The sequence below is a fragment of the Rhodococcus baikonurensis genome (assembly GCF_040489275.1).
GTDB classification, from domain to species: domain Bacteria; phylum Actinomycetota; class Actinomycetes; order Mycobacteriales; family Mycobacteriaceae; genus Rhodococcus_F; species Rhodococcus_F baikonurensis.
The window spans coordinates 317,859-343,438 of sequence record NZ_JBEUOQ010000004.1; the positions used below are offsets into that span (position 1 = coordinate 317,859).

A 25,580-nucleotide genomic window follows, 5' to 3' on the forward strand; every position below is an offset into this window, starting at 1 on the left:
CCGACCCGGGTTCGTGCCACCCTGGGTTCATGACCGATGACCAGTTCAGACCGATCGATTCCGGCCGCGAACGCGCACATCGCGAGTACGCCGGGCTCTTTCGGATCAGCGAGCGCCACGGCGCGATCCAAAGCCAGCGCGCACGGCAATCCCATCCGGAGATGCTCGAGCCCTACGGCGCGGTGCGCGTCGTGGCTCGTCTTGCCGGCGGAACCGACACACCGCAGCCGAACGAACCCGAGGTCGACGACGCCGACGTCATGGCTGCGTTGACTCTGATCCCCAAGGCCCGAGCCGAAATGGAACAGCTGGAAGCGCTGTTCCTCGGAATTGCTCGCGAACGTGGCATGACCTGGCAGGATATTGCCTTCGGACTCGGGCTCGGCAGCACTCAAGCCGCCCGCCAGCGCTACGAACGGCTCGTTCGCCGCACCGGAGGCTGAACGCGTGCCATAACGGGCGAGTTGGAGCACTATTGACTCGTACGGTCCGCACGGCGTTTCGACAGAGCCTCGAACACAGCAAGGAGTCGCATATATGACGACGCATATTCAAGATCAGATCCTGGACCGACGCGAGATCACTTCCGCACTCGTGCGTGCGCTGGAGCGTCGCCACGAGGTGCTGGATGCAGTGGTCGACAGCAAGGACCACCAGGAGGCACTGACCACCGTCGCGGAACTCCTCGGCACGTCGGAAGCAAATGCCGAAGCAGTTCTGAGCCTCAAGTTCAGCGCACTGACCAAGGCTGCACGCGATCGCATCCAGGGCGAGCTGGAGAATCTCGACGCAACACTCGAATGGACGACGCTCGATCGCCCCGCAAGCAGCGGGCAGAACTTCAGCTTGCGTCCGTTCAGCGACAGCGCAGAGGACAAGTCGCTGTTCACGATTCGTTCGGGCGAGCAGCTCGGCGAAGACGGCAATCCGTGGAGCGAGGATCGAATCGAAGCCGAGCGCGTCGGCGGTCTCGGTCGTATCGACGACGAGAGCGCTGCCTGGTTCGTCGCCGAGGACGTCTCCGGCGACAGCCCGAAGAGCGTCGGTCTGGTGTTCGGCGAACTCGACGGCCAAGAGGTCAACGTCGCGATCTGGATTGCACCCGAGTCCCGCAAGAAGGGCTACGGCACCGCCTGCGTGAAGCATTCGCGGCGCGAGCTCGCAGCAGAGTTCCCCGGCACCGTGCTGGTGGTTCGGGCGCCTGCGTAGGCGGCACGCCTGTGAGTGGTTAAGGAGTCCCTGCACTCCTTAACCACTCACGGGGCCGGAGGCCCTACGCCCCGTACACCGGCGTCGGAATCTCAGCCTTCTGCAACAGCGCTGCCACGACGGGCCCGATCTCCTTCGGGTCCCAACGGTCACCCTTGTCCTCGCTCGGGCCGTGACGCCAGCCCTCCGCGACGGTGATCTTTCCGCCCTCGACCTCGAATACCCGGCCCGTGACGTCCTTGGCCTCGGCGCTGCCGAGCCAGACGACCAGCGGCGAGATGTTCTCGGGAGCCATGGCGTCGAAGCCCTCTTCCGGAGCTGCCATCGCTTCTGCCATCGCCCCACCTGCACCGACTGTCATGCGCGTGCGCGCAGCAGGTGCGATCGCATTGACACTGACGCCGTAATTCTTGAGCTCGGCCGCGGCCTGGATGGTCATCTCGGCGATACCGGCCTTCGCCGCTGCGTAGTTGCCCTGGCCGATCGAACCCTGCAGTCCTGCACCCGAACTGGTGTTGATGATGCGTGCGTCGACGGTCTTGCCTGCCTTGGCTTCACCGCGCCAGTAGGCAGCAGCGTGACGCAGGGGCGCGAAGTGCCCCTTGAGGTGCACACGGATTACCGCGTCCCACTCGCCTTCGCTCATGCCGACGAGCATGCGGTCACGCAGAAAGCCTGCGTTGTTCACGAGTACGTCCAGGCCACCGAAGGTGTCGATCGCGGTCTTGATCAGATTTTCGGCGCCCGCCCAGTCGGCGACGTCGTCTCCGTTGACCACTGCTTGGCCACCTGCAGCGATGATCTCCGCGACAACCTGCTCGGCCGGACTTTCGCCGGTCTCGGAACCGTCGGCACCCGCACCGATGTCGTTGACGATGACCTTGGCCCCCTCAGCCGCGAACGCCAACGCATGCGCGCGTCCGATACCTCGACCTGCCCCGGTGATGATGACTACGCGTCCGTCGACCAATCCACTCATTTTTGTCTCCTAATGCACTCTGCTCGGGCTTGTCGGCTCCGCTTGTGTGCTAACTTACCAAGCAATCGCTTGGTTTGGTACACAGACGTAAGGAATCCCGATATGGGCATCAGCACCTCCTCCGACGGAACCGGCATCACCACGGTCACCATCGACTACGCGCCGGTCAACGCAATCCCGTCCAAGGGATGGTTCGAGCTTGCCGACGCCATCCTCGACGCGGGCAAGGATCTGAACACGCACGTGGTGATCCTGCGAGCCGAGGGACGCGGTTTCAACGCCGGCGTCGACATCAAGGAGATGCAGGCCACCGAGGGATTCGACGCACTGGTCGCCGCCAACCGCGGTTGTGCCGCAGCCTTCGCTGCCGTCTACGACTGCGCTGTGCCCGTCGTCGTGGCAGTCAACGGATTCTGCGTCGGTGGCGGCATCGGACTGGTCGGGAACGCGGACGTGATCGTCGCTTCCGACGACGCGATCTTCTCCCTCCCCGAGGTCGACCGCGGCGCACTCGGCGCTGCCACACACCTCTCGCGCCTGGTGCCGCAACACATGATGCGCACGCTCTACTACACGGCGCAGAGCGTCGACGCCCACACACTCAAGCAGTTCGGCAGCGTCTACGACGTGGTTCCGCGCGAGAAGCTCGACGAGTGCGCTCGCGAAATCGCCGCGAAGATCGCCGCCAAGGACACCCGCATCATCCGGTGCGCCAAGGAAGCCATCAACGGCATCGACCCGGTCGACGTCAAGGGCAGCTACCGCCTCGAGCAGGGCTACACCTTCGAACTCAACCTCCTCGGTGTGTCCGACGAGCACCGCGACGAGTTCGTCGCCACCGGCAAGCCGCGCGAGAACGCAACCCAGAAGGAAGGCTGAGAAAAACATGGCTAGCAAGCGTGACAAGACGAAGTCGCTCGACGAGGTAGTCGGCGAACTCCGCAGCGGAATGACGATCGGCTTGGGCGGCTGGGGATCTCGCCGCAAGCCGATGGCCTTCGTGCGTGCGATTCTGCGTTCGGACATCAAGGACCTGACCGTGGTCACTTACGGCGGACCGGATCTCGGACTGCTGTGCTCGGCCGGCAAGGTCAAGAAGGCGTACTACGGCTTCGTGTCCCTGGACTCCGCGCCGTTCTACGATCCGTGGTTTGCCAAGGCGCGCACCGCCGGTGAGATCGAAGTGCGCGAGATGGACGAAGGAATGGTCAAGTGCGGCCTCGAAGCCGCTGCCGCCCGTCTCCCCTTCCTCCCGATCCGCGCCGGCCTGGGTTCGGACGTCCGCAACTTCTGGGGCGACGAACTCAAGACCGTCACCTCCCCGTATCCCGAGGCCGACGGCCGTTCCGAGACCTTGATCGCGATGCCTGCGCTCAACCTCGATGCGTCGTTCGTCCACCTCAATCTCGGTGACAAGCACGGCAATGCCGCGTACAACGGCGTCGACCCGTACTTCGACGACCTGTACTGCATGGCCGCCGAGAAGCGTTACGTCTCCGTCGAACGCATCGTCGAGACGGAGGAACTGGTCAAATCCGTTCCACTGCAGAACCTTCTGCTCAACCGCATGATGGTCGACGCCGTCGTCGAGGCACCCAATGGTGCACACTTCACGTTGGCCGGCGAAAGTTACGGCCGCGACGAGAAGTTCCAGCGTCACTACGCCGAGTCCGCCAAGACCCCCGAGTCGTGGCAGGCGTTCGTCGACACGTTCCTCTCCGGCAGCGAAGAGGACTACCAAGCCGCAGTAAAGAAGTTTGCCGATTCATCAAAGGCAGGGGAGCAGGCAAAATGAGCGAATCCACCGTCACCCGCGCAGAGTACGTCGTTCTCGCATGCGCTGAAATATTTTCCGGTGCAGGCGAAATCATGGCCAGCCCCATGTCGACGTCGTCCACCATCGGCGCTCGCCTGGCTCGGCTCACCACCGAACCCGACCTGCTGATCACCGATGGTGAAGCCCTCATCCTCGAGGACACTCCGGCAGTCGGAACGAAGGGCCCCGTCGAAGGATGGATGCCCTTCCGCAAGGTGTTCGACGTCGTCGCTTCCGGCCGTCGCCACGTTGTCATGGGTGCCAATCAGCTCGATCGCCACGGCAACCAGAACCTCTCCGCTTTCGGCCCGCTTCAGCAGCCGACGCGTCAGATGTTCGGTGTGCGCGGCGCCCCGGGTAACACCATCAACCACGCGACGAGCTACTTCGTCCCCAAGCACTCCAAGCGAGTGTTCGTCGACAAGGTCGACGTGGTGTGCGGTGTCGGCTACGACCAGATCGACCCCGAGAACCCGGCATACAAGTACCTGAACATCCCCCGCGTCGTCACCAATCTCGGTGTCTTCGACTTCGGAGGTCCCGGAAACACGTTCCGCGCGTTGAGCCTTCACCCCGGCGTCACGGCGGAAGAGGTAGCCGAGAACACCTCGTTCGAGGTTGCCGGACTCGCCGAGGCCGGTATCACCCGCGACCCCACCGCCGAAGAACTCCACCTCATCCGTGAGACCCTCGATCCGCGCAACCTCCGGGACCGTGAGGTCTCGGCATGACCCCCACCCTGAAGACCGCGCTGACCGAACTGGTCGGTGTCGAGTACCCGATCGTGCAGACGGGTATGGGCTGGGTTTCCGGGCCCGCACTGACGTCGGCGACGGCTAACGCCGGTGGTCTCGGCATCCTGGCTTCGGCCACGATGACCTACGACGAGCTCGAGCACGCGATCAAGAAGACGAAGCAGCTCACGGACAAGCCGTTCGGCGTCAACATGCGTGCCGACGCCACCGACGCCCCGCAACGCGCGGACCTGCTGATCCGTGAGGGCGTCAAGGTCGCGTCGTTTGCCTTGGCTCCCAAGAAGGAACTGATCGCCAAACTCAAGGACCACGGCATCGTCGTCGTACCTTCGATCGGTGCCGCGAAGCATGCGGTCAAGGTTGCGTCCTGGGGCGCGGACGCCGTCATCGTCCAGGGCGGCGAAGGTGGTGGTCACACCGGCGGTGTGGCAACGACATTGCTTCTCCCCTCGGTTCTCGACGCGGTCGATATTCCGGTCATCGCCGGTGGCGGATTCTTCGACGGCCGCGGGCTGGCTGCCGCGTTGGCGTACGGCGCTGCCGGTGTCGCGATGGGGACGCGTTTCTTGCTCACCAGCGACTCTTCGGTACCCGATTCCGTCAAGCAGGAGTATCTCAAGCGCGGACTGACGGATACAACAGTCTCTCGCAAGGTCGACGGCATGCCTCACCGCGTGCTCAATACCGACTTGGTCAACAGCCTCGAAGGTTCCAGTTATGCAACCGGTTTGATCGCCGCAGCCAAGAACGCCACCAAGTTCAAGGCCATGACAGGCATGAAGTGGTCGACGCTCGCCAAGGACGGTCTGGCGATGAAGCGCTCGGGTGACCGCACTCTGATGCAGATCATCATGGCCGCCAACACCCCGATGTTGCTCAAGGCCGGACTGGTCGAGGGCAACACCGAAGCCGGTGTTCTCGCGTCGGGTCAGGTTGTCGGCATGATCAACGATCTGCCCAGCTGTAAGGAACTGATCGAAAGCATCATGGAAGGTGCTGTGGGGCGTATCGACGCGCTTGCGGCTCTTCGCTGACCCAGATTTGTCCGAGTGCGTCTCCCCCACTGCGCTTTACGCGTAGTCGAGGGAGGCGCACTCTGTGCGTTGCGGGGCACTACCCGGTCTGCCGGTGACGACGGTCCGGCACCTCGAAATACTGGGAGATTGCCACGGCGGCCATCTGCACGGGTGCAACGTGCCGATCGTCGATCTTGCCTCGAACCAGCGGGCCACTGATCGACAGACCGACTTCGGTCCCTCCCAGTGCACCGACCCGTACTCCGATACAGCCGAGTCCCGAAGTACACGTGCCGAATACGACGCCGCGCTGACGGTGGGCAATTTCAGAAGGCTGCGCGAGCGGCGAACGGCGATCCGCCGCCAAGAGCGCTTTGCCTATGGCCGAGGACCGTGCAGGAATTCGAGTGCCGACGCCTGTCTGGAGTTCGGGTATCGCCCGGCTGCCGATCTTCTGGACGTAGCGCACGTTGCTTCCTTCGAGGACTCCGAGATGGACAGCCTGATCCGTGACGAGGTGCAGGTTGTACAACAACGGCACCACCACTCTCTCGAACTTGTTTCGATACAACGAAATTGCCCCGAGGTCACCGAGCTTGTCTCCAACTTCGTACTCGAGCCCTTCTCGTCGAAGCCAGTCCATTCTCACAAGCTTCAGAAGCATCCTGTGCACGGACGACCGCGGAATTCCGGTTCGACGAGCCACCTCCCCCAGCGTCAGTCGAGGTGTGTCACGAAAGCAATCCATCACCATCGCCAGTCTGTCGAGAGTTGACATGGGTATGGGCTCTTCGGTGATCGGTCCGACCAACATGGATGTCTCCGTTCCGGTGATCCGTCCGTCGAGCGGGCACCGCTGGGCGATGTGTTCGCTGCCGACTGCCAATCTCGGCTCAGTCGGCGCGCTCCGCCAGGGCATTTCCCACCGTGCGGGAGACGAACCCGCCTGGTCACTGCCACCTGCACCTATACCGATCACCGGTTGCGCCCGTTGAACCTGAGCTCACTCCTCGCCACAGTGGCACGGACAGACCCCTGAACAGAGGACGGCGTTATGACCACAATGGACCTGGGCGAAGTCGACGAATTCCGCGTCATCGACGAAGGCGTTACCCCTGAGCGGTTTGCCCGCGGCTGGCACTGCCTCGGGCTCGCGAACGATTTTCACGACGGAAATCCACATCCGATCGAGGCCTTCGGCACCAAACTTGTCGTATTCGCCGACAGCCAGGGCGAGGTGAAGGTCCTCGACGCGTACTGCCGACACATGGGTGGCGATCTCAGTCAGGGCACGATCAAGGGAGATTCGATCGCGTGCCCATTTCACGACTGGCGCTGGGGAGGCAACGGAAAGTGCACGGCGATTCCCTATGCCCGCCGGGTTCCTCCGCTTGCCAAAACCCGCGCCTGGACCACGCTCGAACAGGATGACCTGCTCTTCGTCTGGCACGACCCCGAAGGCAATCCGCCTCCTGCCGAGGTCGCCATTCCGATCATCAAGTCTGCGGAGCACGAGTGGACCGATTGGGTGTGGAAGTCGATAGTCATCGATACCAACTGCCGAGAAATCGTCGACAACGTCGTCGACATGGCGCATTTCTTCTACGTGCACTTCTCGTTCCCCACCTATTTCAAGAACGTCTTCGAAGGTCACGTCGCGATCCAGGAGCAAAGTGGCATCAACCGCGACGACATCGTGACCTGGACCGACCCCGACGTGCCGAAGTTGGTCTCGAACCTCTCGGTGGCCGCCTATCACGGGCCGTCTTTCATGGTCGACGATCTGGTGTACCAGTACGAAACGTTCAAGGTGGATTCGGTTTTGATCAACTGCCACTACCCGATCAGCCCGAACAAGTTCGTCCTGATGTACGGCATCACCGTCAAGAAGACCGACGAACTTCCCGCCGGAATAGCGGACCAAACCGTTGATGCGATGATCGGTTACATCGGCGTCGGGTTCGAGCAAGACATCGAGATCTGGAAGAACAAGACTCACATCGACAACCCGCTGCTCTGCACCGAGGACGGTCCGGTCTATCAACTGCGACGCTGGTACGAACAGTTCTACGTCGACGTCGCCGACGTCACGCCCGAGATGGTCGATCGCTTCGAATTCGAAATGGACACAAGCAAACCCATCGAGGTGTGGAAGCAGGAGGTCGCGGACAACATCGCTCGCAAAGCCGCTGCAGGGGTGGACCGATGACCATGGAACCGCTGGACTGTGAGCGGTGCGGAGCATACGTCCTCGTCGAGAAGAACAGTTGGCACCACACGTCGACTCAGTGGCGATCAGATTCTCGCACCACATGTTTGGAGTACCGCGAACACGTCGCACCGACGAGCATTCGATCCGGAAGCTGCTCCGAGTTGAGAAAATCCATCAACAGAGCCGCAGTCGACGGGCGCATAACCGTTCCCGAATGACACTCGCCCTCGCGGCCACGACGGCTCACGCAAGGGCGGCGGACAGATCCCGAGACAGCGTGCCCTTGTGCTCCACCTCGATGGTCTCGCAGCCCTGCCAATGCGCAGTTCTGCGAAGGAGTTCCGCCAACCGGGGAGCAGTGTCGGCGTCCGCGGTGGGTTCGGCCCACGCCGCGCGCACCAGCAGCCGACGGTTCTGACGGTCGTTCTTCAGATCGACTCGGGCACAGATCTTGTCGTCGATCAGGACCGGGAGCACGTAGTACCCGTGAACTCGCTTGTGGGCTGGAGTGTAGATCTCGATCCGGTAGTGAAAGTCGAAGAGCCGCAACGCTCGATCGCGTGCCCACACTACCGGATCGAAGGGGGACAACAACGCTTCCGCACGGATGGACCTGGGACGCTTCGCTTGTGGATCGATCCACACTTCTCGTGCTTTACCTCGACGCTCCCAGCCGTCGACGGATACCCGGCGCACACTGCCGGCCTCTTCGAGTTCCTGCAACGCGGTTCGTGCTTCTGCGCTGGGCAGACGAAAATAGTCGGCGATGTCGTCGAGTGTGCCCAGACCATGTGCCCTCACTCCCCGCAGCACCAGCTCGCGTATCGCCTCCGACCGCTCGACCCGTGCGTCGAGTATCTCGGGTTCAAGCATCTGCTCGGCCAGGCCGTAACGACGCTCGAAACCGGCGCGCCCCGCCGAGACCACCTCGCCCCAACGGAACAGCGTCTCGAGCCCGACCTTCACATCGGACCACCCCCACCACGGACCGCGTCGCGTGTTCGCTTCGTGTTCGATCTCGCTCGCCGCCATCGGACCGTTGTCGCGCAACTCCTGCCGCAACCAATCGAGGAAGACACTCCGATCGGAAGCCCACCCGTCCTTGTCACCGAGTGCTTTGGCGCGAAACTGATCCATCCGCCAGCGGAACAACGGCCACATGTCCACCGGCAAGAACGTTGCCTCGTGGCCCCAGTATTCGAGGTAACCCGAGCCGGGGGCGAAGGCGAGCTGATCGAGTCTGGATTTGTCGTACGCCCCCAACCGAGCGTAAACCGGCAGGTAGTGACTGCGCTCGAAGACATTGACCGAGTCGATCTGCAGCACCTGCAACCGGTCCATCACGCCGACCAGATTGCGACGCGTGACCGTCGTGGGATGCGATTTGCCGAATCCCTGAGCGGCAAGCGCTATGCGACGGGCAGCTGCCAGTGACACGACTTCGCTCATAGTGGGCCAGACTACGCACACCCACCGACACGTTTCAGGAGGCCGATGTTCCGCGGCGCGTGGACACGGTCGAGGCGGCTTGACGGCCGAACAGTACTGCCGTCATGAACATCTGCAACCTGGCCGCGTTCTCCGCGGCAGCGTCGAATTTCATCATGCGGCCGACGTCCGGAACCAGGTTGAGCGCAGCATGAACCACGAACTTCGCCTCTACCGCCGACAGTTCAGGCCGGATTTCGCGGAGTACCCGCGCCCATTCGACCACGTAAAGCTTCTGGCGATTCTTCAGATCGCTTCGATGACTCGGCAGAAGGTTGTTCATCTCGGAGAAGTAGACCGACATCAATTCGTGCTGTGCGAACGACAATTCCACGTACATCGCCGACAATGACCGGAGCGCTTCTTCGTGTGAGTCAGCGGAATCGAGCACCGCTGCAGTAGCCAAGTCCAAGCGATCTGCGGCTCGATAGAATACGGCGCCGAGAAGCTCGGCCTTGCTGGGAAAGTAGCGGTACATACCGGAGGCGTTCAAGCCGGCGGCCGCAGCGATCTCTTCGATGCTGACGTCGTGATACCCGCGAGAGTCGAAGAGTCGCACGGCTTCCTGCAGCAGACGTTCGCGTTTGTTCGTGGTCACCGTTCTGGGCAACGAGGACTGCTCCAGGCGGCTCGCGGTGGTTGCGCCCTCGCCGTGACCTATCGCCAGACACGCCTCGAGCAGAACCTGCTCCATCACCCGCTGGGGCAGTAAGAGATTATGGACGGTGATGCTGCCGATCACGCTGAACATCGCTGCCACGACGAGGGTCTTTTCACGCGCCGTCATTGCCGGATCGGAGCGCGAAAGATTCCGGGTTACCCGGCGATTGACCGCGCTGGCTTGCGCTCGAACGGATTTCCGATCGTCGGCTTCGAGAAACCGGCTCTCCCACCGGTAGATTCCGGCCGTACGCCGATTGCGAATTGTGGTTCTTATCACTGCAATTAGATCTTCGCGCAACCGCTGCGCGTCGGTCGCTGCAGGCGCAACCGAGACGACGTCCAGGGCACTGGCGAGCGCTTCGGTCAACTCCAACGCCGCGTGGCGGAACATCGCGTACTTGTTCGGAAAGTGCCGATAGAGCGCCGAACCCGAAATACCCACAGCCGACGCGATGTCATCGACACTGACAGCTGGATATCCGCGCTCACTGAACGCGATTGCCGCCGCTGCCGAGATCTGCGCCTTGCGATCCTTCGGGCGCCTCTTGACGGAATCGGACCTCGCCTGCCGAACAATCCCACTCGACGACTGCGCGTCGACGAACTGCTCGCTCGGGCTCACCGTCTACCCCACTCTCCAGCCTTCACGCTCGAAGTACCTCGATCCGCCTGTCCGGCAGACGAGAATCAGCATAAGCATGATTCCGAGGATTCACACACATTCTTCAGCACATTGCGTTTCTGCCGCCAGATAACAGCTGGTGAAACGTCGTTCGATCACGACATACAACTTCGCCCTGGCGCCAGCCGACGAGCCCCTCACTGAGAATTTCGGTTAACAAAACGTTGCCCGAAGCCGCCGACAATGGGTAGGGTCACCGCTCGAAGCTCAGTCCCTACGGCCGCGAAGCAATCCGCCTGACAGATTCGGAATATTCGTAAACATACACGGGGCGGTGGCATGAACGGCCCCGATACTTCCACGTCAAAAGCAGAAATTCGATCAACACTGCAGACAAGTCGACGAGAATTTCGGTTCACATAATGCTTGCTTGGACACATATATGTGTGAGATGCTTCACAGGCAGTTCGCTCGACCGCCAGCGCTCGAACAGTTCGAACTCCGTGCCGAACACTGTTGATCTGCAAAGGAATTCAATTAGATGACGTACGAGCTACCAGCCGCGAAGGGCCCGGTGCGAGACGTAGCGTTACAGGGGGGCTATCTGATCGGATTCTCGGTTCAGGCACTCTTCGGCCTGTTCACGGCAATCCTCCGCAGACGACTCTCGTTGCACGAGACGGTTACTCAGACCCTGTTCATCGGCCGCGTCAGCACCGGCCCATCGTTGCTTCTCATGATTCCGATCGGTGTCTTCATCGCCGTGTCGGTCGGCGAACTGGCAGGCAGGATCGGCGCTGGTGGCTATTCCGGGGCAGTCGTGGCTTTCATCATCGTCGGTCAAGCCGCGGCATTGGTGTGCGCATTGATGATGGCCGGTGTCGCAGGATCGGCGATCTGCACGGATCTGGGTTCACGAAAGATCCGTGAAGAGATCGACGCGATGGAAGTGATGGGCATAGACGTGATCGAGCGCCTGGTCGCACCGAGATTGGTTGCAGCAGTGATCGTCTCCCTTGCACTGTGTTCGATGGTGACCTTCGGCGGTGTGATCGCGTGCTACCTGTACCACATCTACGTCCAGCATCTTCCCGCCGGAACGTTCATGGCAACGTTCAGTCAGTACGGTCGATCTTCCGACTTCGTCATGGCTTTGGTGAAGGCGGCAATCTTCGGCCTCGCTTCGACTTTGGTTGCCACCTTCAAAGGTCTGCATGCAAAGGGCGGCCCTCGCGGCGTTGCCGACGCAGTCAACGAAGCGGTCGTCATTGCGTTCGCGCTCGTCTTCATCGTCAACACGGTGTTGTCCGCGTTGTACACCGTGATCGTGCCGGCAGTCGGTGAATTCTGATGTCACTCGTCGATCTCCGGATCCGAGCGCGTCAGGCCGGCAGGCCGTTACGGACCGCAGGCGACGGCTTGGTATCGCTCGGTCAGCACGTCACCTTTTACATCCGCACCATCGCCTCGATACCTTTCGCTCTCACCAAGTACCGCAAACACGTGCTCGGACAGATCAGCGAAGTCAGCTTCGGAACGAACTCGCTGTTGTCCGGCGGCGGAACCATCGGCATCGTGTTCGCGATGTCTCTCGCCGCCGCGATGATGCTGGGTGTGGAGACACATCGCGGTCTCGAACTTGTCGGCATGACTTCGCTCTCGGGCATGCTGTCCGCGGTTGCCAACACACGCGAACTTGCACCTGTTGTCGTCGCTATCGCGTTGGCAGCCAAAGTCGGAACGGGTTTCACTGCCCAGATCGGGGCCATGCGTATCTCCGACGAGATCGACGCCCTGGACTCGATGGCGATCCGATCGATCCCGTTCCTCGCCGGTACGCGGGTGATCGCTGCCATGATCTGCGTCATCCCGATCTACATGATCGGACTCTTGGCCAGCTACCTCTCGACCCGACTGGTCGTCGTGTTCTTCAACGGCGCGTCGGCAGGTACTTACGACTACTTCTTCCATCTGGCGATCTCGCCGCAGGACCTCCTGTATTCGGGACTCAAGGCGGTGGTCTTCGCCGCCGTCGTCGCGCTCGTGCATTGCGCGTACGGCTACTACGCCTCGGGCGGACCGGCGGGTGTCGGTCAAGCTGCCGGCCGCGCGCTTCGGACCGCCATCCTTGCGATCGGAATCCTCGACGTGCTGATGACTTTCGGCCTGTGGGGCCTCGTCCCCCAGATCCCGGGAATGGGGATCTGAGCCGTGGACAGACTCACTACACGCACGAAGATCGTCTATGCACTGCGCGGCACCATCGCCATCGTGGTGGCCGTCGTGGCAGCAGTGACGATGGTGCTGCGCGGATCCGGAAACCTCGAGCAGAGCACCGACGTGTTCGTCGCGGTTCCGGCCACGGCGGGCCTGATCAGCGGCGAGGCACCGGTCCGGTACCACGGGGTCAACATCGGCCGAATCGGTGAAATCGAATCAGGAACAACAGAATCCGTTGTGCAACTACAGATACAGACTGACGATGCATCAAAGATTCCCGCCGACGTGATGGCTCGCGTCGTTCCACGTACGTTCTTCGGTGACATCTACATGCAACTCGTGGACGACCCGACGCGACAGGCCCGAACGACCCTCGCGGACGGTGACGAAATCCGCATGGACGACGGACCCGAGGCCGTCGCCCTCTACGACGTGTACACCAAGCTGGTCGGAGTCCTCACAGCGATGCAACCCGAGAAACTTCAAACGGCTCTGACCGCACTCGGCCAAGCTCTGGACGGAAACGGAGCCGAGATCGGTACCACGATAGACAATCTCAGCGCCGCTTCCGGTGCACTGGCTCCTGCCGCCCACCAATTCCTGCAATCCACTCCGGAATTCCGAACTGTCGTCGACGCACTGGACCGCGCGACCCCCGACATTCTCGATACCCTCGCCGCAGCCACATCCGTCTCGAACAACATGGTCGCCAACAGGGCGAACCTCGAGACCTCGATCGGCGCGGCGGCCGTATTCGCCGCGACCGTCGACGATTTCGTCGCGACGAACAACAGCAACATCATCACTGTGATCGATTCCGCCGGAAAGATACTCGCGACCACCGCCGCCAATCCCGACGGACTGCGTTCCACTCTCGCCAACGCCAGCACGTTCGGCGCCGCCGGAGCTCGGGTCTTCGCCACCGGAAAGTTCGACATCACAGCAGTCGCCACGTTCGCCGAACCGCTCCCCTACACGGGCGCCGATTGCCCGCAGTACGGAGACTCGCGCGGCGCGCAATGTTCCGGCGCCAACCTGACGCCAATGCAACCCGTCAGTGCCCCGGTCGCGGGCGGCGAAGCCGAGGCTGCCACGCTGCGATACCTCGAAGACCAACTGCAGGGCGGCTCGCCGGAGCAGTCGGACACCCCCAACCCGGCAACAACACTGATGTTGGGGCCGCTGGTCAGAGGTAACGAGGTGACCGTCCCGTGAAGGTCCGTCCTGGCCAGGTAATTCGGTTGTCACTCTTCTGCATCACCGGCGTCGCCTGCGCGTCGTTCGTGGTGAACACGTTGTCGGTTCCGGTTCGCGGAAGCACTGATTCGTACTCGTTCGAGTTCACCGACGTCGAAGGACTCAACCCGGGTAACCCTGTCACCATGTCGGGTGTGCGCGTCGGCCGCGTGGACTCGGTCGCGTTTGCCGACAACGGCGGCGGTACGAGCAAGGCGATCGTCGACGTCGAAATCGAATCACAGTATTCACTCGAGTCGGATGTCCGTGCCGCAGTTCGTTACGGCGACATGCTGGGTGCTCGATACCTGGCACTGACCCAGGATCACAGTGCGACAACGGTATCCGCACAACAGCTCGAACCAGGTGACACGATACCGCTGGCGCAGACAACTCCGCCGATCAACTTGACCGCACTGATGAACGGCTTCAAACCGTTGTTCGCCGCACTCGAGCCCGAGCAGGTGAACACCCTCACGCGGAGTTTTGTCGAAACCTTCAACGGTCAGGGCCAAGCAATGACCACACTTCTCGATCAGATCGCGGCCATGAGTTCCGGCCTGGTCGACCGTCAGGACGTCTTCGCGCAACTACTCACGAACATGAACACTCTGCTCACCTCCGTGGACGAGCGCCAACCCGAATTGGTCAGTCTGCTGGACGGTTTGAACAACCTGAGCACCGCCGTCGTCGGTCAGAACGATCAACTGGTCTCGCTCTTGGACCAGGGAAACCGCACTGTCTCGTCGTTGGCTCAGATCATGGCCGGGTCGAACGGCGCATTCGGTCAGACCGTGCAACAACTCGAAAGTGTCACCGGCAGTTGGATTGCGAGCACCGACGAGTTCAACAGGCTGGTCACCAACCTTCCCCAGTTCGCCGACGCCGCCAACCGTATCGGCAGCTACGGAAGTTTCATCAGCCTGTATCTGTGCAATTTCACTCTGAAGGCAGGCGACATGGAGGCCAACATCTTCGGTCCGACACATTCACCGGTGTGCTCATGATGTTCCTGGTCAAACTGATCGACGTGTTCGTCGGCATCATGCTCTTCCTGTTCAAAGGGGATCGCCGACGCAGCGGTAGCGGAACAGCTCTCGCGCTGGGTAGTCTCGGAATCTTCGTTCTGGTGGTGGGACTCGCCGCCGCACTGGGCATTCCGAAACTCTGGTACAACGTCCGCACGTCGGCATACACAGCCGAGTTCGCCAATGCCAGCGGGCTCTCCGACACAGACCCCGTCTATGTTGCCGGGGTTCCCGCGGGCCGAGTGGATTCGATCGATCTTGCCGGCGACCACGTGGTCGTCAACTTCCGCTTGGACAAGGATCAACCCTTGGGAAACCAAAGCACAGCGACTGTGAGACTCAAGACGGTCCTGGGCAAGCGCTACCTGGAGATCGTGCCGGCCGGCGTGGTCGACGACTCCGACGGGCGAGTCATTCCGCTTTCCCGCACTACGGTGCCGTACAGCCTCGACGACGTCAGCAGTGACGCCACCAATGCTGCCACGGGTGTCGACCTAGCGGCGATGGAGTCCATGATGAACACCCTTTCGCAGGTGATTCCCACGGATTCCGATCAGGTGGGCCGGGCTCTGGCCGGAATCAGCGGCGCCTCGGCTGCTTTCGCGCAGAATGGTGAGCAGATCGACCAGATTCTCAGCATGTCCCGCGAGCTGTCGGACATGGCTGCGGCACAAACCGATTCGATAGTCGGTACTGCGGCCAATGCTCAGACGATCGTTCGTACTCTTGCGATGCGCAAGGACGCCTTGACTCAACTGGTCGACAACCTGACAATCATCATCTCGAAGCTCTCGACCACCTTCGTCGATCGTCAGGAAGAGTTCGGGGCCATGACCGACAACCTGGTCGCGGTCACCACCACGCTGAAGAACAACGCAGATCAGATCGACCTGCTGCTGACTCGTCTTCCTTCCGCTCTGCGTTCGGTCACCGACTCCACCGGCACCGGTAATTGGACCGACGTCAACGCGCCGGCGGCCGTGATCCCGGACAACCTGCTCTGCGCGCTCGGCATCATGGAGGGCTGCAAGTGAACACACGAAAAGCTGTCACTGCCATGCTGGTCGTGACCCTGGCTATTGCACTCCCCGGTTGGTACATCTTCGGACGAACCGATCAGTCCAAGACCGTCTACGCCGATTTCAGCTACGTCGGCGGGATCTACGAGGGAAGCAAGGTCACCGTCCTCGGAGTCGGCGTCGGGACAGTCACGTCGGTGGAACCTCGCGGAACTTCTGTTCGAGTGGCGATGTCGATGCCCAACTCCGTCGATCTGCCCGCCGACGCTTCGGCCTATGTTCTCAATCCGTCGGTTATCAGCGATCGCCACATCGAACTCGGTCCGGCGTACACCGGCGGAGAGACGCTGAAAGACGGCGATCAGATTCCGATCGAACGGTCCCACTCCCCCATAGATTTCGACGGGTTGATGGGAAGCGTCAGCACTTTGGCCGACGCATTTGCCGGGGACGGAGGCAATCTCGGTGATCTCGTGAGCCGCGGCGCCGCCGGATGGCAGGGCCAAGGCGATCAATTCAATACCGCAATTCGCAACCTCAGCACGGCAACCGGAGTTGTCGGCGCACGGTCGGAAGACATCGGTGCCCTCGTCGACAATCTCAACACGTTGATGAATGCTCTCGACGCGCGGCAGGTCAGCCTGGACGAACTTGTCGGTGACCTCGGCGTATTGGGTGATCAGTGGGCGGGCCAGAACATGGACATCTCACAGCCTCTGCAGGATCTGCAGGTCGTCTTCGACCAGTTGAACAGTTTCATGACAACTCACGGCGACGATGTCGGCGCAATAGCCGACAACGTGCGAGTTCTCGGTGACACTCTGGCTTCCAAACAACCTGGCCTCGCCGAGTTCATGGACCTGGTGCCGTTGATGATGCAGAACCTCTCCCAAACTATCGGCCCTGATCAGCGCGGGCGCATCCGGCTCAACGTCTCGACTGCATTGACTCAGTTCGCGGTTGCAAAACCGTTGTGCGACACCTACAAGTTGCCGATCTGCACCGGTGCCGGGTTCACGAATCCGATTTCCTTCCCCCTCAGTACTTCTGATCCGCTCGGCATCGCCTCCGCGATTTCCGGCGGAGCCGTCCCCGGAGGTGGCAATTGACGCGGCACTCGGTTCGAATAGTCGCCGGTGCCACGATCATCGGTGTGGGTTGTGCGGCCGTGTTCGCCTTCGGCGGCTGTAGCGCAGGCATTCAGGACCTTCCGCTGGGTCGTTCGGCCGACGGTGACGCGTACAACGTGGCGCTACAGTTGGCCGGCGCCGACGGTCTGGTGCTGGGAGCAGACGTCCGCAGCGGCCAGAAAGTCATCGGTCGAGTATCCGCGCTGTCAGCCGACGTCGTCGGAGCCGACGTGACGCTGAGTCTGGACGCCGCGACGCAGTTGCCGGACAATGTCGAAGCATCCGTCGAACTCCCGTCCGCACTGGGAAACCCTTTCATCAGACTTCGGGTGCCGGAAGTTCCGTCCGGCTCCACGCTCAGCGACGGCGACACGATTCCGGAGTCTCGCACCGAGATCGGTCCGCAGGTCGAAAGTGCACTTGCCACCCTCGGCACGGTTCTGACCGGAAGCGGTATCGATCAACTCGACACCGTTGTACGCGAACTGAACACCGCGTTTTCCGGGCGCTCGGGTGAAGTTCGTTCTCTGACCGAGACCCTCACTTCGCTGATGGCAGAGGCAAGCAGTCACCGCAGCGAGTTCGACGAGGCCGTCGACCTCGCTGCCCGGGTCTCCTCCCAACTGGCTGGGCAACGGGTAGTTGTCGACAACTACCTCGATTCCGTTCCACAGGTGGTGTCGATTCTCGTCGGACAGAAGGATCAGATTGCGAGCCTGTTGAACTCGACCGTTCAGCTCGCCACCAACGCAAACACCATCCTCGATTCCTCACCCAACGGGCTCGACGCGATGCTGCACGATGCGTCGACCGTTGTGGGAACTCTGGATTCGTTCAATTCGGAGATCGGCCAGACACTGGCGAACATGAACGGGTTGCTCGAAAACTTCACCAGGGCAGTCCAAGGTGACTACCTCGTGTTCGACGGCGCTCTGGATATTCCGGGAACGATCGACAAACTGTGGAGCGGCGGTATGGCAGGTCAATCGATCGCGCCGGCGGGAACTCTCACCGATCTACTTCAGGGAGGTCCACGTTGAGTCGCCTTGCGCTTGTTCAACTCGTCCTGTTCGCTCTGATCGCCGCTGTAGTCATCCCTTTCGGAATCGTCTACGTGGTCGGCCCTCAGGGTTTCGGTGGCCAAATCCGGCTGCACGCCAACATGTCCGACGCCTTCGGACTTACCAAGGGCACGGTCGTCACGTATCGCGGAGTGCAGGTGGGGAAGGTGAGCGAAGTCGAACTCGACGCAGGCACCCGCTCGGCTCGGGTGGAACTCTCACTCAACGACAACACGGAGATACCCACCGACAGCGTCGCCAAGGTGACGATGGGTACAGCCGCCGGAATCCAGAACGTCGACATCTACCCCACCACGGATCACGGCCCCTATCTCCGAGATGGCGACGAGATCGCCATGCCCGCGGATCAGCAGCCGGTGCAGATGAGCCAGTTGATGCTTCAGGCGTCCGGTGTCCTGGAAGGGATTGATCCACAAGCGATCAGCGACATCGGGACCGAATTGGGGAAATCGTTCAACGGGCTCGGCCCGAGCTTGGCGACGATGATCGACAACGGTGGGACCATGTCGGCGCAGTTGAACGACCAGTCGGCCGAACTCGCCGCGCTGCTGTCGCGAACCTCCACGTTGGTGGACTCCATGGCGACACAATCGGATTCGTTTGTCCGAGGAATGGCGGCTGCCAAGAACTTCACCGAACAACTCGAATCCAACGCTCCGGTGCTGATCTACCTCACCGATCATTCGCCCGCCGCCCTGAACAGCGCTCAACAGTTGTTCGACAAGTACCACAACACTTTCGGAGCGGTCCTGGCCAATCTCGTCACTGTCGCACCGATCATCTCCGACCGCACGGACGCCCTGGAAACCGGACTGGTCACGATCCCCGAAGGACTTGCCAAACTGGCATCCATCGTCAAAGGCGATCGCGCCGATTTCGCGTTGGTTGCCACGCAAGGGCCGGTGTGCAACTACGACACTCCCAGGCGAGAGGTAGGCGATCTCTCCCCCACCAGTCCGAGTCTGGCGATGTACTGTCCCCCCGCCGACGACCTCGTCCAACGCGGAGCACAGAATGCTCCCCGCCCGAACGACCTCGGATTGCAGAACTCGACGGTCCCTGGCACGCCGATCGGACCGCCCGTCGTCCCAGATCCGATTCTGATTCCGACCGGAGTCGACGCCCTGAACTACTGGAGATTGATGTTGGAAGGACTGGGAAATGGCACACGGTGACAACGCACTACTCGACGAGGCAGAAGCCGAGGTGGCCGAACATCCGACTTCTCCGTCGCTACTTCGCCGCCTGAAGGAGCCACGCAACGCACTGATCTCACTAATGGCGGTAGCGCTGGTCGCAGCATTGGTGGTTCTCGGATTCCAGATGTACTCGGCGAATCAGGAAGACACGCTGCGGCAGGAAGCGCTGGACACCGCGAGGGAGTACTCGACCATCATGTCCTCCTTCGACTATCAGAACCTCGATGCCAACAAGGACACCATCGCGTCGATGTCGACCGACGAATTTGCCGGCACCTACCGAACCATGGTCGATTCACTGCGCGAGGTTGTCGCTGGAGGCCAAGGTCAGGCGAGCGCGACAGCGACAGACGTCGGCATCGACACGCTCGAAGATTCGTCGGCCGAAGTACTCGTGTTCGTCGACCAGCAGGCCAAGAACGTTGCTGCGCCAGAAGGTAATACACAGAAGTACCGGATGGTCATATCCCTGGTCCGCTCGGACGACCGGTGGCTCGTGAGCAACGTCGAGACCAAGTAACTCACCCCTCACGGAGGAAGATCGATGCCCACTCACTACCTGGATTCGGAAAAGTCCGAGTCGTCTCTTCGAACCGATCGGACACGCATCACCGTCACGGCCGAGCGTAGGCGGTGGGCACGTAAACCCGCACACATCACCGACGCACTCGATTTCTGGTCGTTCGCCGGAGCCGCTGCCAACGTCATCCTGCAACTCGGTTGGCCCGAGGTGGCATACGGCGTCATGGAGAGCAAGGTCGAATCGGGTGCTCTGACAGTGCATCCGTGGAAGCGCGCACGAACCACGACGCAGTACCTGACGGTCGCGATCCTGGGTAACGAGGAAGAGCGAAAGGCTTACCGCGAGGCCGTGAACTCGGTGCACCGACATGTGAAGTCGGATTCAAACAGCCCGGTCAAGTACAACGCCTTCAATCGCGAACTCCAATTATGGGTTGCTGCATGCCTGTTCATCGGTTTCGAAGACAGTCATCAGTTGCTGCACGGCAAGATGTCCGAAGAACAGGCGGAATCGTTCTATCAGTCCGCATCAACGTTGGGAACGACGCTGCAGGTCACCGAAGAGATGTGGCCGGCCACCCGCGCCGACTTCGAGCGCTACTGGAACCTCGGTTGTGAACGCGTCGTCATCGACGAACGCACCAAGCAGTATCTGGTCGACCTCGTCAACCTTCGAATGATCGCGTGGCCGATACGCCTGGTGTTCCGAAACTTGCTGCGGTTCCTGACGGTCGGATTCCTACCACCGATCTACCGCGACCAACTCGACCTCGAATGGACCGAAGACGATCGCCGCCGATTCGAACACCTCTTCATTTTCGTGTCGTTCGTCAACAGGTTCATCCCACGCTCCATCCGTCAGGCCGGCAACACCATTCAGATGCGCGACATTCGCCGTCGGATCAAGGCGAGCAAGAATCTCGTTTGAGCCCAGGACCGGCAGCGCGATGATCGTTTCAATTCTGCTGCGCTGCAGGTAAATCGGGTCGGTCGGTCGACAACCGATCACGGCTGGACAGGGGTTCCAGAGCGACTGAAATCGGGTCGAAAAGCCGACAAACCGGGCCGATCGAGCGACACATTCGCCGCGCAGCGACGCCGTCGAGGCGCTTTTGAAGTGACTTGCATCACACTTTATCTCGTTTATGTAACGCCATGAGAGGTGGCGTATCGCAACGCGACCTGGGAAAACACTCTTTGATGCATTTCTGTTGCACAAACATGTGTCGACACGCCGACCCGTGACCAATCCGTAATCATCTCTTATGGTTGGTGACAGCCCGATCAACCGGGCATTACCGAATCGCCACCGCCCGTCCCACCCCGCGGTTCGGACTCGACAACATTCCTAGTGGTGGGAGCGGAGCTGAGACGGTCACCGTCCTCCGTCGGCGGGACTCGAGAGGATTTACAAAAAATGACCAAGACCACCGTTACCCGTGCCCTTGCCTCTGTCGCCGCAGCCGGAGCTCTCGCAGCCGGAGCCGTCGGACTGACCGCCGGCACCGCATCTGCAGCCACCCACGACTGGTCGGGTGTCGCAGAATGCGAATCTTCGGGCAACTGGGCTGCGAACACCGGAAACGGCTACTACGGCGGACTCCAGTTCAGCCAGAGCACGTGGGAAGCCTACGGCGGAGCGGGCAGTGCCGCCAACGCCAGCCAGGCAGAACAGGTCCGCGTCGCGGAAAACGTCCTCGCCGGTCAGGGCGCCGGCGCGTGGCCGGTCTGCGGACAGTACCTCCGCTGATTCCAGCTCACGTAATGCGTCACTGCCCGGTGTTCGTCGAATTCTCGACGAACACCGGGCAGTGTCTTTCAACCGACAGTTATCTTCCGCTGCCACTGCTGTTGAAAGAAGTTACGTCAGTGCGTGATCCATCAGGATGCCGCGGCGCGAGCGAGGTGTACCGGCTGGCCTTACTGTCACCCATCAACCTACGAAGCCGCATCCACCATCGTTGGAGCATCCGTCGGACCCGGCTACCCGAAGTGACCGGCGCCGCCGTAGACGCGTACGGGATGGGTTCCTTGCGCACATAGTGCTCCATAACCCCAGCTTAGCCCTCTTTCGATGCCCAAAGGCTCGATTGCAACCACTGCCTCGCAGCCCTTACAACGACCGAACAAACCGTTCCGGCGAACTCGGTGGCCCATCCTTGACCAGGCGGGCGAAGCGGTCGGGTAAATCTCGTGGCCCGAACACTTCTCGACCTTCGTGTGACAGAAGGCGGTCAACGCTCCACCACTCGAAGTGCTCGACAAACTCGGCGGCAAGCGCTTCGCGCCCCCAACGACCCACAGGGCTCGAATGCAGCCTCCACCGGCACGAGGAAGTAGTCGTTGATCGCACCGTCCCAACCCGGCAATACTGTCGGATCACGGATCTCCTCATGCCACACGTGGGTGGCGGCGCCGTAGTCGCGCAAGCCGATCTCCTCGTCCAGTTCGCGCGCGAGCGCCTCGGACGGGATTTCGTCTCCTTCCAAGCCTCCGCCCGGAGGACACCAGACCGTCAGCCCGCCCCCGGGTGCGATGAAATCGATAGAGCAGAAGACGGGACTGGTCGTCAACGACCAACCCCCTGGCCGAATGCCTCAGATGCATGAGTGCCACTGTAAGGCGGCAGGTCAGGCCATAACGGCCAACTCCGGCAACCCTGCAACCACAACCGCAAGGTTGTAGCCGGACATCCGCAGTTCTCCGTTGTCCCCGGTCCTCGCGTACTCCGCATGCCCGAAAGCCCGCTCGTGTTTGACCCCGTCCGGGGTGACTCCTTCAGCCGTGGACAACCGATGAAACTCGGTGCGCGTCGGATCGCCGCCGAAACGACCGAACCCCGCGATGCTGTCGCCTTCCGCTTTCATGACGTAGACGTGGCGGTCGGCGATACCGAGGTCCGATTCCACCTTGGCCCGCACGCCGGGTGAACCGTAGAACACCACGTCGTCGACTGCTGCGCTTGCTCCGCGCTGCAGCGCAAGAGATGTCGCGAGCGATCCGTAGGAATGGCCCAGCGCTGTGATGTGGACGCGGTCGTTGACCGACGCAGCACGAAGGCCGTGAAAGAAGCTGCCCAATGCGTCGGCGGCTATGCCTGCTTTGGACGATCGACTGACGTCGAAGCTGGCCCGACCGATGTCGAACTTTCCAGGCCCGATCACCTGTGGCGCGTCGTATCCGATCCAGGCGATGGTGGCCACGCTTTCCCTTCGGCCGGCCAGTTCGAGTTGGCGCATCGCCTCGGCTCGCAATCGTGTTGCCTCGCTGACCATTCCGCGCATCGAGTCCTTGACGTTGGTGTTCAATCCAGGAATCGTCACGGAGATGTGATCCGCGGTGTCCGGATCACCGATCGCAATTGCGGCGAAGCCTCGTTCACCCGAGCGCATGTCCATCAGCAGCAATCGTCGACAAGGTTCGGCATGGAACAACTCGTCGAGCGCGTCCAAATCCTCGAGTTTACGTTCGGCGTACCACTGGCCGGCCCCGGTGTTGCTCAGTCTGCCGCCGAAGAACTCTCGGTGAAGTTCTTGCGAGATTCGCACCGAATCATCTTGCAGCCGTGCTCGTTCCGATTGAATCCGATCGAGATTGGCAGGACTGCGAACCGCTGCAGGAATTCCGTCGAGGTTGGCGATCAGATCGGGTGCATGGCGCAACATCTGACGCTGCCGATCAGGGCTGAACGCTCGCCACTCCTCCCCCACGCGCACAGCTTTGTCACGGAGGTCGGTGCCGACCTGGGACCGCAGCGACAACGCATGATGAAGATCCGCGCTGACGAGCAATGCCTCACCGATCAGTTCTCGCACTGCAACCTCGAGCAACTGGGCGTGCACGTGGAGCGGGTGACCGTCGGCGATGGGCGCAACGGCAGAGACGGTTCCGTCCTGACGAATATGCAAGTCGTCGGCGACGGCTTCTTTGCGCAGAGTGGTCAGTCGTCGACGGATGTCGCGGACGCGGTGAGCGACCAGAACGCCTTCCAACCCAGCGGACAGCTGATCCAAGGCTTCGACGTCCCATACGTCGATATCTGTGAGATCCACTCGGGTCAGGACGAACGAGCAGCGATCCGAGCCTGTACTTCCGGGCGACGCAACGGCGGGACGGTCTGCGGCGGCTGCCTACGAGGCGGCAGGGCGCTGAGCAGGCGTGTCGTCGTTTCGGTTACCTCACGCACCGCTTGCTCGAAGGCGTCTCGATTGGCGTCGGACACCTTGGCTATCCCGCTCACCTTACGTACGTATTGGCGAGAGGCTGCCTCGATCTCCTCCGGCGTAGCTGCGGGCTCGAGTCCACGAAGTTCAGTGATGTTTCGGCACATAATTCGACGATAACCCTGCTCACCGACGCCGTCACGGTTCGATACATCAATGTATCCAAACTGCCACGCAGATTCGGGCATCACGGTAGTTTCAGTGAAATTCCCCCAGTGACTGGAAGTAGCCACTAACTCATGGACTCTGCACTCACCTCCGTCGGCCTACCCGCCGCACTCGCCATCATCATGTTCGGCCTCGGGCTTTCCTTGACGGTCGGAGATTTTGCCCGCGTGGCAAAAGCGCCGAAAGCCGTCTCGATTGCCCTGATCTGTCAGTTGTTGTTGCTCCCGGCTGCGGCCTTCGGCCTGGTCACGTTGTTCGACCTCGACCCTCTGCTCGCCGTCGGCATGATGCTTCTCGCCGCATCACCGGGCGGGACGACGGCAAACCTGTTCAGCCATCTGTTCCGCGGCGATGTTGCTCTCAATGTGACACTGACTGCGGTCAATTCGGTGATTGCGGTGGTGACCCTTCCGCTGATCACCAACTTCGCGCTGGGGTACTTCGAACCCGAAGACGCGGACGGCACCCTCGGACTGCAGTTCACAAAGGTACTTCAGGTCTTTGCCGTCGTACTGATTCCTGTCGCCCTCGGAATGTGGGTTCGATTGCGCTCGAGCGCCTTTGCCGAGCGCATGGACAAGCCCGTCCGCATCGGATCTGCGGTGGTTCTGGCACTGGTGATCGTCGGAACGGTTGTATCCGAACGCGAGAACATCGCGGACTATCTCGTCGACATCGGCGCCGTCGCTGCGTTGTTCTGTCTGCTGAGCCTTTCGATCGGTTACGTCGTTCCCCGGATATTCGGCATCGAGGACCGACAAGCCATCGCCAGTTCCATGGAAATCGGCATCCACAACAGCACGCTGGCGATCACCATCGCCGTCAGTCTTCTCGACAATGTGCAATTGGCAGTACCGGCGGCGGTGTACGGCGTTCTGATGTTCCCGCTCGCCGCGGCCTTCGGCGCCACTATTACCCGCAAGTCACGGACAATGGCCGAAATCGACTAAGATAAGGCGGTTTTCGATATAGGTGATCTGGTATCGCCGACCC

At 61.3% G+C, this 25,580-nt stretch carries 26 protein-coding genes and 2 pseudogenes; 20 read left to right on the forward strand and 8 right to left on the reverse strand.

Annotation, left to right across the window (positions count from 1 at the left end):
- Positions 1-29 precede the first annotated feature (29 nt).
- Positions 30-443 (forward strand): DNA-binding protein, encoded by a 414-nt coding sequence (locus tag ABWI03_RS12235; RefSeq protein WP_298779224.1) that lies wholly within the window; start codon positions 30-32, stop codon positions 441-443.
- A 94-nt stretch (positions 444-537) separates the two neighbouring features.
- On the forward strand, positions 538-1,209 hold the full coding sequence (locus ABWI03_RS12240; RefSeq protein WP_095970994.1) for a GNAT family N-acetyltransferase: 672 nt from the start codon (positions 538-540) through the stop codon (positions 1,207-1,209).
- A gap of 64 nt (positions 1,210-1,273) precedes the next feature.
- On the opposite strand, the gene ABWI03_RS12245 is transcribed toward ABWI03_RS12240, so the two are convergent.
- Positions 1,274-2,188, reverse strand: coding sequence for an SDR family oxidoreductase (locus ABWI03_RS12245; protein ID WP_353798722.1), 915 nt, complete (start codon positions 2,186-2,188; stop codon positions 1,274-1,276).
- A 102-nt stretch (positions 2,189-2,290) separates the two neighbouring features.
- Here ABWI03_RS12245 and echA20 point away from each other — a divergent pair, with 102 nt between their 5' ends.
- Genes echA20 through ABWI03_RS12265 form a run of 4 tightly spaced genes read left to right on the forward strand, consistent with a single transcriptional unit; the run spans position 2,291 to position 5,793 of the window.
- Positions 2,291-3,067 carry a (7aS)-7a-methyl-1,5-dioxo-2,3,5,6,7,7a-hexahydro-1H-indene-carboxyl-CoA hydrolase gene (echA20, locus tag ABWI03_RS12250; RefSeq protein WP_003945611.1) on the forward strand — a complete coding sequence of 259 codons (777 nt, stop codon included), beginning with the start codon at positions 2,291-2,293 and terminating at the stop codon, positions 3,065-3,067.
- A 7-nt stretch (positions 3,068-3,074) separates the two neighbouring features.
- Entirely contained in the window at positions 3,075-3,983 is a 909-nt protein-coding gene (gene ipdA / locus ABWI03_RS12255) for a cholesterol ring-cleaving hydrolase subunit IpdA (RefSeq protein ID WP_003945662.1), read from the forward strand.
- Complete coding sequence (locus ABWI03_RS12260; RefSeq protein ID WP_003945796.1) at positions 3,980-4,735, forward strand: CoA-transferase subunit beta; 756 nt, start codon at positions 3,980-3,982, stop codon at positions 4,733-4,735. The genes ipdA and ABWI03_RS12260 overlap by 4 nt, the downstream gene beginning before the upstream one ends.
- Positions 4,732-5,793, forward strand: coding sequence for an NAD(P)H-dependent flavin oxidoreductase (locus ABWI03_RS12265; RefSeq protein WP_075832222.1), 1,062 nt, complete (start codon positions 4,732-4,734; stop codon positions 5,791-5,793). The genes ABWI03_RS12260 and ABWI03_RS12265 overlap by 4 nt, the downstream gene beginning before the upstream one ends.
- Before the next feature lie 79 nt (positions 5,794-5,872).
- Here ABWI03_RS12265 and ABWI03_RS12270 read toward each other — a convergent pair whose 3' ends face one another.
- Positions 5,873-6,418 carry an IclR family transcriptional regulator domain-containing protein gene (locus tag ABWI03_RS12270; protein WP_235172392.1) on the reverse strand — a complete coding sequence of 182 codons (546 nt, stop codon included), beginning with the start codon at positions 6,416-6,418 and terminating at the stop codon, positions 5,873-5,875.
- 39 nt (positions 6,419-6,457) lie between these two features.
- Positions 6,458-6,529, reverse strand: a pseudogene (locus ABWI03_RS12275) (helix-turn-helix domain-containing protein); the annotation flags it as partial.
- Between ABWI03_RS12275 and ABWI03_RS12280 the strand changes: the two are divergent.
- The gene (locus tag ABWI03_RS12280; protein ID WP_185564883.1) at positions 6,504-6,770 is read left to right on the forward strand and encodes a hypothetical protein; all 267 of its coding nucleotides are present in this window, start codon (positions 6,504-6,506) and stop codon (positions 6,768-6,770) included. The pseudogene ABWI03_RS12275 and the gene ABWI03_RS12280 sit on opposite strands and share 26 nt — an antisense overlap.
- A gap of 59 nt (positions 6,771-6,829) precedes the next feature.
- Positions 6,830-7,984 (forward strand): 3-ketosteroid-9-alpha-monooxygenase, oxygenase component, encoded by a 1,155-nt coding sequence (locus ABWI03_RS12285; RefSeq protein WP_298779189.1) that lies wholly within the window; start codon positions 6,830-6,832, stop codon positions 7,982-7,984.
- 246 nt (positions 7,985-8,230) lie between these two features.
- On the opposite strand, the gene ABWI03_RS12290 is transcribed toward ABWI03_RS12285, so the two are convergent.
- Both ABWI03_RS12290 and ABWI03_RS12295 read right to left on the reverse strand, forming a co-directional pair.
- Positions 8,231-9,436, reverse strand: coding sequence for a winged helix-turn-helix domain-containing protein (locus ABWI03_RS12290; protein WP_298779185.1), 1,206 nt, complete (start codon positions 9,434-9,436; stop codon positions 8,231-8,233).
- Between the two features lie 34 nt (positions 9,437-9,470).
- A complete protein-coding gene (locus ABWI03_RS12295) occupies positions 9,471-10,760 on the reverse strand; it encodes a TetR/AcrR family transcriptional regulator (RefSeq protein ID WP_298779182.1) in 1,290 nt (429 codons plus the stop codon).
- 541 nt (positions 10,761-11,301) lie between these two features.
- On the opposite strand from ABWI03_RS12295, the gene ABWI03_RS12300 reads away from it, so the two are divergent.
- From ABWI03_RS12300 to ABWI03_RS12350, 11 genes and pseudogenes are all read left to right on the forward strand, one after another.
- The gene (locus ABWI03_RS12300) at positions 11,302-12,111 is read left to right on the forward strand and encodes an MlaE family ABC transporter permease (RefSeq protein ID WP_095970986.1); all 810 of its coding nucleotides are present in this window, start codon (positions 11,302-11,304) and stop codon (positions 12,109-12,111) included.
- A complete protein-coding gene (locus tag ABWI03_RS12305) occupies positions 12,111-12,968 on the forward strand; it encodes an ABC transporter permease (RefSeq protein ID WP_095970985.1) in 858 nt (285 codons plus the stop codon). Before ABWI03_RS12300 ends, ABWI03_RS12305 begins: the two co-directional genes overlap by 1 nt.
- 3 nt (positions 12,969-12,971) lie before the next feature.
- Positions 12,972-14,195, forward strand: a complete 1,224-nt coding sequence (locus ABWI03_RS12310; RefSeq protein WP_298779177.1) for an MCE family protein — start codon at positions 12,972-12,974, stop codon at positions 14,193-14,195.
- Entirely contained in the window at positions 14,192-15,223 is a 1,032-nt protein-coding gene (locus tag ABWI03_RS12315) for an MCE family protein (protein WP_298779174.1), read from the forward strand. The genes ABWI03_RS12310 and ABWI03_RS12315 overlap by 4 nt, the downstream gene beginning before the upstream one ends.
- On the forward strand, positions 15,223-16,278 hold the full coding sequence (locus tag ABWI03_RS12320; protein WP_124569050.1) for an MCE family protein: 1,056 nt from the start codon (positions 15,223-15,225) through the stop codon (positions 16,276-16,278). Before ABWI03_RS12315 ends, ABWI03_RS12320 begins: the two co-directional genes overlap by 1 nt.
- A complete protein-coding gene (locus tag ABWI03_RS12325) occupies positions 16,275-17,372 on the forward strand; it encodes an MCE family protein (protein WP_298779171.1) in 1,098 nt (365 codons plus the stop codon). Before ABWI03_RS12320 ends, ABWI03_RS12325 begins: the two co-directional genes overlap by 4 nt.
- Positions 17,369-18,433 (forward strand): MCE family protein, encoded by a 1,065-nt coding sequence (locus ABWI03_RS12330; RefSeq protein ID WP_298779169.1) that lies wholly within the window; start codon positions 17,369-17,371, stop codon positions 18,431-18,433. The genes ABWI03_RS12325 and ABWI03_RS12330 overlap by 4 nt, the downstream gene beginning before the upstream one ends.
- Positions 18,430-19,650, forward strand: a complete 1,221-nt coding sequence (locus tag ABWI03_RS12335) for an MlaD family protein (protein WP_283376576.1) — start codon at positions 18,430-18,432, stop codon at positions 19,648-19,650. The genes ABWI03_RS12330 and ABWI03_RS12335 overlap by 4 nt, the downstream gene beginning before the upstream one ends.
- The gene (locus ABWI03_RS12340) at positions 19,637-20,194 is read left to right on the forward strand and encodes a mce associated protein mas1a (protein ID WP_235171323.1); all 558 of its coding nucleotides are present in this window, start codon (positions 19,637-19,639) and stop codon (positions 20,192-20,194) included. Before ABWI03_RS12335 ends, ABWI03_RS12340 begins: the two co-directional genes overlap by 14 nt.
- Before the next feature lie 24 nt (positions 20,195-20,218).
- Positions 20,219-21,124, forward strand: coding sequence for an oxygenase MpaB family protein (locus ABWI03_RS12345; protein ID WP_298779165.1), 906 nt, complete (start codon positions 20,219-20,221; stop codon positions 21,122-21,124).
- A 489-nt stretch (positions 21,125-21,613) separates the two neighbouring features.
- A pseudogene (locus ABWI03_RS12350) lies at positions 21,614-21,940 on the forward strand (transglycosylase family protein); the annotation flags it as partial.
- Positions 21,941-22,430: 490 nt separating this feature from the next.
- Here the strand turns inward: ABWI03_RS12350 and ABWI03_RS12355 are convergent.
- From ABWI03_RS12355 to ABWI03_RS12365, 3 genes are all read right to left on the reverse strand, one after another.
- Complete coding sequence (locus ABWI03_RS12355) at positions 22,431-22,685, reverse strand: hypothetical protein (RefSeq protein ID WP_298779162.1); 255 nt, start codon at positions 22,683-22,685, stop codon at positions 22,431-22,433.
- A 141-nt stretch (positions 22,686-22,826) separates the two neighbouring features.
- Positions 22,827-24,248, reverse strand: a complete 1,422-nt coding sequence (locus ABWI03_RS12360) for an alpha/beta hydrolase (protein WP_298779159.1) — start codon at positions 24,246-24,248, stop codon at positions 22,827-22,829.
- Between the two features lie 5 nt (positions 24,249-24,253).
- Positions 24,254-24,526 (reverse strand): DUF2277 domain-containing protein, encoded by a 273-nt coding sequence (locus ABWI03_RS12365; RefSeq protein WP_003945457.1) that lies wholly within the window; start codon positions 24,524-24,526, stop codon positions 24,254-24,256.
- 132 nt (positions 24,527-24,658) lie between these two features.
- Between ABWI03_RS12365 and ABWI03_RS12370 the strand changes: the two genes are divergently transcribed.
- Entirely contained in the window at positions 24,659-25,537 is an 879-nt protein-coding gene (locus tag ABWI03_RS12370) for a bile acid:sodium symporter family protein (protein WP_298779154.1), read from the forward strand.
- Positions 25,538-25,580: the final 43 nt, after the last annotated feature.